This is a genomic window from Catenibacterium sp. co_0103, assembly GCF_004168205.1.
Lineage (GTDB): Bacteria > Bacillota_I > Bacilli_A > Erysipelotrichales > Coprobacillaceae > Catenibacterium > Catenibacterium mitsuoka_A.
This window is the reverse complement of sequence record NZ_RCYB01000124.1, coordinates 1-4,699: the sequence shown is the minus strand read 5'-3', so window position 1 is coordinate 4,699 and position 4,699 is coordinate 1. Positions and strand designations below refer to the sequence as shown.

Annotated in this window: 7 protein-coding genes; 3 read left to right on the top strand and 4 right to left on the bottom strand. The window is 32.4% G+C overall.

The features are described from left to right. Nucleotides 1-355: 355 nt before the first annotated feature. The 4 genes from EAI80_RS11985 to EAI80_RS11970 form a co-directional block, all read right to left on the bottom strand. Entirely contained in the window at nucleotides 356-862 is a 507-nt protein-coding gene (locus tag EAI80_RS11985) for a hypothetical protein (protein ID WP_129982220.1), read from the bottom strand. Nucleotides 863-872: 10 nt separating this feature from the next. Next, nucleotides 873-1,430: a hypothetical protein gene (locus tag EAI80_RS11980; RefSeq protein ID WP_129982219.1), complete on the bottom strand. Its 558-nt coding sequence runs from the start codon at nucleotides 1,428-1,430 to the stop codon at nucleotides 873-875. 68 nt (nucleotides 1,431-1,498) lie between these two features. Continuing rightward, on the bottom strand, nucleotides 1,499-1,975 hold the full coding sequence (locus tag EAI80_RS11975) for a hypothetical protein (protein ID WP_055233502.1): 477 nt from the start codon (nucleotides 1,973-1,975) through the stop codon (nucleotides 1,499-1,501). Further along, nucleotides 1,962-2,213: a hypothetical protein gene (locus EAI80_RS11970; protein ID WP_055233503.1), complete on the bottom strand. Its 252-nt coding sequence runs from the start codon at nucleotides 2,211-2,213 to the stop codon at nucleotides 1,962-1,964. Before EAI80_RS11970 ends, EAI80_RS11975 begins: the two co-directional genes overlap by 14 nt. Nucleotides 2,214-2,913: 700 nt before the next feature. Between EAI80_RS11970 and EAI80_RS11965 the strand changes: the two genes are divergently transcribed. From EAI80_RS11965 to EAI80_RS11955, 3 genes are all read left to right on the top strand, one after another. Further along, nucleotides 2,914-3,393, top strand: coding sequence for a GNAT family N-acetyltransferase (locus tag EAI80_RS11965; RefSeq protein ID WP_129982218.1), 480 nt, complete (start codon nucleotides 2,914-2,916; stop codon nucleotides 3,391-3,393). Between the two features lie 13 nt (nucleotides 3,394-3,406). After that, nucleotides 3,407-3,862, top strand: coding sequence for a hypothetical protein (locus tag EAI80_RS11960; protein ID WP_129982217.1), 456 nt, complete (start codon nucleotides 3,407-3,409; stop codon nucleotides 3,860-3,862). A 265-nt stretch (nucleotides 3,863-4,127) separates the two neighbouring features. Next, nucleotides 4,128-4,637 carry an NUDIX hydrolase gene (locus EAI80_RS11955; RefSeq protein ID WP_238634603.1) on the top strand — a complete coding sequence of 170 codons (510 nt, stop codon included), beginning with the start codon at nucleotides 4,128-4,130 and terminating at the stop codon, nucleotides 4,635-4,637. The last annotated feature ends 62 nt before the right edge of the window (nucleotides 4,638-4,699 follow it).

The following is a 4,699-nucleotide window of genomic DNA, read 5'->3' as shown; positions in this document are numbered from 1 at the left end:
ATCCCAATTTTTATTATTCTATTCATAGGTAACCCTCCTTATTTGTTTGCGGTAATCCCACAATACTATGAATTTTTATTTCTACTCAAAGTATAATGGTAAATCCACGATTGAACAATTAAGGAGAGTTACTTTTTTTGTTTCCTCCTCGTCATTTCATATTGTCTATAATGCATAATTAATCTCCCTTCATCATTAGATTGCCACTCATTATATCATACAATTATCAATAAAAGCCTCTATCTTCATTAGATGCTCAATACTTACATCTATATTCACAATATAGATAATAGTAAAATCCTTACATTGTATAGACACAAAAAAAACGTTAACCCGAAGGTTAACGCCCCTTAAGTTAGTCTGTGAGACTAATTCCAAAATTCATAGTACCTGTATATTTTAATCCAGGTTCTAGATTAATCTTATCATAAAGTACTGGTTTTACTGTATAAGTCACAGTACCATTTTCAGTAAACGAAGCAAGTTCTGTACCTGTTACTATATCATCACCTTTAGTTTCATATACTTTATTATCAGGACTGATCAACTGATAACGAATGACACCAGTATAAGATGGTTTAGATGTTCTTGCTTGTAAAACTAACTGATTGCGATAATAGTTTGTACCCGCTACAGTTACTGATACCTTCTTACCATCTAGATAAGCCACATCCTTAGCTTCAATAGTCATAGGTGTACCTTCTTCACTTAATGCGAGTGATGAAGGAATAGACACTGTATAAGTCGGATCATTCTTTTTCACAAATGAGAATTCAGTAGATGCATCCTGTGCATAAACAGGAAGTGATAAAGCAGAAACTGCCATTAATGCAGTCAATGCACATGTTATTGTCTTTTTCATAGTTTTCTCCTTATTTGATATCGTATAATCCAATGCCATAATCAATCCAACCAGTATAATGAACACCCTTCTGTATAGCAAGGTTAGAATCTACTTTACCTTGTTCTTCAGGATAATCCTGTGATACTGGATACATTTCATAATTGGCAGTACCGTTATCAGTAAATGATGCGAGTTCCATACCCTTAATCTGTTTTTCAAGAGCACCCATCTTAAATTCATCACCTGTACCCTTGATCATAATAGTCATTAAGTATGGCTTATTCCCGTTATTCTTATCACCAATTAAATAAAGACGACCATATACACCATTACCCTTCTTTAATGTAACTGAGATTTTCTTACCTTCTGGGATATACTGTACATCACTTGCAGTAACAGGAACCTGTGTATGTTCTGTTGCACTTAAAGTCACCTTTTCTGGTACTGTCACAGTATAAATAGGATCATTAGGGACAAATAATGAGATATCAGTATGTCCAGTTGATGTATTCGCTGCAAAAGCTGGAGTGATCATCATCATACCTGTCACGAGAGTTGTACAAACTGCTGTCATAGTTCTTTTCATAATCGTTCTCCTCCTTAAAATATTCATATTCAATTGTATCTATATAGACAGAGTGGTATCTGTTATTTCTATACAGCCTGCAAGTTTGCTTTAACGCTTGCTCCATTCATTCTTGTATTCTCTCCATCCATAGAATATGTTTCAATATTCATATAGATAGTATAATCACCCTTCTTAAGTGCTTTATTCACCTTAAAGGATTTAATAGCTTTACCTGGTTCAATATAATCTGATGTATAAATAGGATCACTGTTTTCTCCTACAGTAATATTGTATTTGAAGTAACAATTATTCCCTTCTGGATTTAATAATGTAATATTCCAGTTCTTCTCTCCTGCAGCTACACTTAAGTTTCCATAGCCTGGTATCTTAATTCCTTGATTACCTTGATTAGGGAGTTCTTTTTTCCATTCTGTGGCATCTTTATCAATCACTACACCATTTGTATTTTCTTGAGAAGAATGAATAAAATGATAAGCAGTAAAAGATCCTGCCAGCACTATAAATAACGCAATACATATTATGATGATTCTATTCTTCTTCATGACGTTCCTCCTTCATTGAGAATCCAGCAATACCTAATAATAAGCTTCCTGTTAAGAGTAAACCTAATTCCTTAATAGTCTTACTAGACATGTCACCTGTTTTCACTGGTTCTTTTTCTACTACCTGTGGATCATTATTTCCACCATCAAGTTCAATACTTGTACTTAACGCAAATACATTATGACAATTCATTAATACCATCACACTACAACATAACACCATTAATACTCTTTTCATTCTCATCACTTCCCTTTGACTATAACAATTATAGTAATAGTAGAAGTAATTCACTTGCATATTCCAGTTAAGTGTTTGTAAAGAAAGCAGTCTTAAAAGAAAGAATGTATCTTATTGTACAAAACACAGATGATATTCATTTAATATTTAGTTTGATTTTCTTTCCCAAAATGTTCTAATGGATAGGAAGAAAAGGTCGATATGGAGACCTAAAACCTTCAAAGGAACTCCTTGGAGTTCTTTTTTTATTGCAAAAAAATCCCTCTATAAGGGACCATATCAATTATTAAATAAGTCTTTTTATGATGAGTTAGTTTATTTACCAAATTAATCCAAGTGAGTTTGTTTATTTTGTAGAATAATTAGTTTATTTCATCAATTAAACTAAATGAGTTTGCTTATTTTATCTAATATTTAGTTTATTTACTGTTTTAACATCATACAGTTATGTTATTTTGGTGAAAGTTTATGTTATTTTTCATTCATTTATCTAATTTGATTATTATTACATAAATCATTTATGTTATTTTGGTGAAAATTTATGTAAATTTGACGATTTTTATCTAATTTCATTATTTTTGATCAATTACATAAAAGAAGTTATGTAATTTTTTGAACAATTCATTTCTCTATCTTAAGAAAACTTAAGTACCTTACCATTTAGCCTATTAGTATAATGAAATTAACGGAGAGAATGAACATGAATAAGACTCTTACATTCAGATTTGCGAAACGTAGTAATACAGTACTCATTCTTCAATTCATCAAAGAATTAGCTGATTATGAGAAGATGCTAGATGAAGTGGTAGCAGATGAAGCCACCCTTGAAACATGGATATTTGATAAGCAGAAAGCAGAAGTTATTTTTGCGGTAGTAGATAATAAAGAAATAGGTTTTGCCTTATTCTTCCACAACTTCTCTACATTCCTAGGACGTTCTGGCATTTATCTAGAAGATTTGTATGTAAAACCAGAATGTCGTGGAAACGGTTATGGTAAGGCAATTCTTAAGAAGCTCGCTTCTATTGCAGTAGAACGTGGCTGTGGACGTTTAGAATGGTGGTGTCTTGACTGGAATAAGCCTAGTATTGATTTTTATCTGTCTCTTGGTGCTAAGCCAATGTCAGATTGGACAGTATATAGAATTGCAGGAGATACTTTAAAAGAACTCGCAGACTAGAAGAGGTGTTTCTATGAAGAAGAAAAGGATTATATCAATCATATTTGCATGTATAATTATTGTAAGTGGAATCATGTATTGGAATTATTCTAAAGACTATAGTCATGTAATCAAAGAGAACTGGAATATATCTATTCCTTCAGATTCTGATTATTCTAAAGTATATAGAAAAGATTCTGAATCAAGTTTTAATGGAGATGGTGTCCGTTATCATGTTTTTACATATAAAAATGAAGAACCTATCGAAAAGATGTTTTCCTGGAAAAAAGATCAAGGAGAAACCATCTATGATGATAACTATATAGATGCAACCAATAAATGGTTAGATGAGATCAATATACTTGCAATAAGTCGTCCTCAGCACACAGATTGTGTCTATTGGTATAAGTCACATGAAGATCATAGTGAAATAATCATATTATGGAATAAGAAAGAAAAGAGACTCTATGTAGTGGAGTCCTTCATGTAGAAAGAACCTGTTCAAATGAGCAGGTTCTTTTACAGTTCGTATTTATTTGCAATCCTTTCAAGTACTTCATCAGCATCTATAATGTTACCTTCGTTAGACTGTTGTCTTGAAAGAACCATTAAGTGTGTAATGTTTTATGCCAAAAGAGATATCCTCCACAGCACTATTTTCAAATATAATATAATAATATTTTCATATACCATCTGCTTAATGGATCCTATTTAGTGCTATACTATTAACAAGAAATAGTGAGAAGGCATAAGTTATGGACAAAGTATTAGAATGGGCAAAAGAATTACAGAGCCTTGCACAAGCAGGACTTTTCTATGGACACGATGTATATGATAAAGAGCGTTATCAGCGTATAAGAGAGATTGCAGCAGAAATGATATTAACAAGAACAGATGTACCAGCCGAAAAGATTCATGGATTATTCTGTAATGATGTAGGCTATCAAACGCCAAAAGTAGACACTCGTGCAGCTATATTCAAGGATGGGAAGATTCTTCTTGTAAAAGAGAAAGGGCAATGGCCTGTTCCTGGAGGATGGTGTGAATTTAATCTTTCTCCTGCTGATAATGTAGTGAAAGAAACTAAAGAAGAAGCAGGATTGGATGTCTGTGTTAAAAAGGTTATATCGGTACAAGATAGAGATAAGCATAACCTTCCACCTTATGCTTATGGTGTTGTAAAGATCTTCTACTTATGTGAAGTACTAGGTGGAGAGTTTATTGAAAATATAGAAACAACTGAAAGTAGATTTGAATACCCATAATCTACAGGTAACGATTTAAGAGAAGTGTGGAGCAGAAATATTCAGGATATAGACTATTTGTC

Excerpts from the sequence above, each read along its gene's own strand:
- EAI80_RS11965 (WP_129982218.1), top strand. The coding sequence starts at position 2,914 with ATGAATAAGACTCTTACATTCAGATTTGCGAAACGTAGTAATACAGTA.
- EAI80_RS11980 (WP_129982219.1), bottom strand. The coding sequence starts at position 1,430 with ATGAAAAGAACTATGACAGCAGTTTGTACAACTCTCGTGACAGGTATG.
- EAI80_RS11970 (WP_055233503.1), bottom strand. The coding sequence starts at position 2,213 with ATGAAAAGAGTATTAATGGTGTTATGTTGTAGTGTGATGGTATTAATG.
- EAI80_RS11975 (WP_055233502.1), bottom strand. The coding sequence starts at position 1,975 with ATGAAGAAGAATAGAATCATCATAATATGTATTGCGTTATTTATAGTG.
- EAI80_RS11985 (WP_129982220.1), bottom strand. The coding sequence starts at position 862 with ATGAAAAAGACAATAACATGTGCATTGACTGCATTAATGGCAGTTTCT.
- EAI80_RS11960 (WP_129982217.1), top strand. The coding sequence starts at position 3,407 with ATGAAGAAGAAAAGGATTATATCAATCATATTTGCATGTATAATTATT.
- EAI80_RS11955 (WP_238634603.1), top strand. The coding sequence starts at position 4,128 with ATGGACAAAGTATTAGAATGGGCAAAAGAATTACAGAGCCTTGCACAA.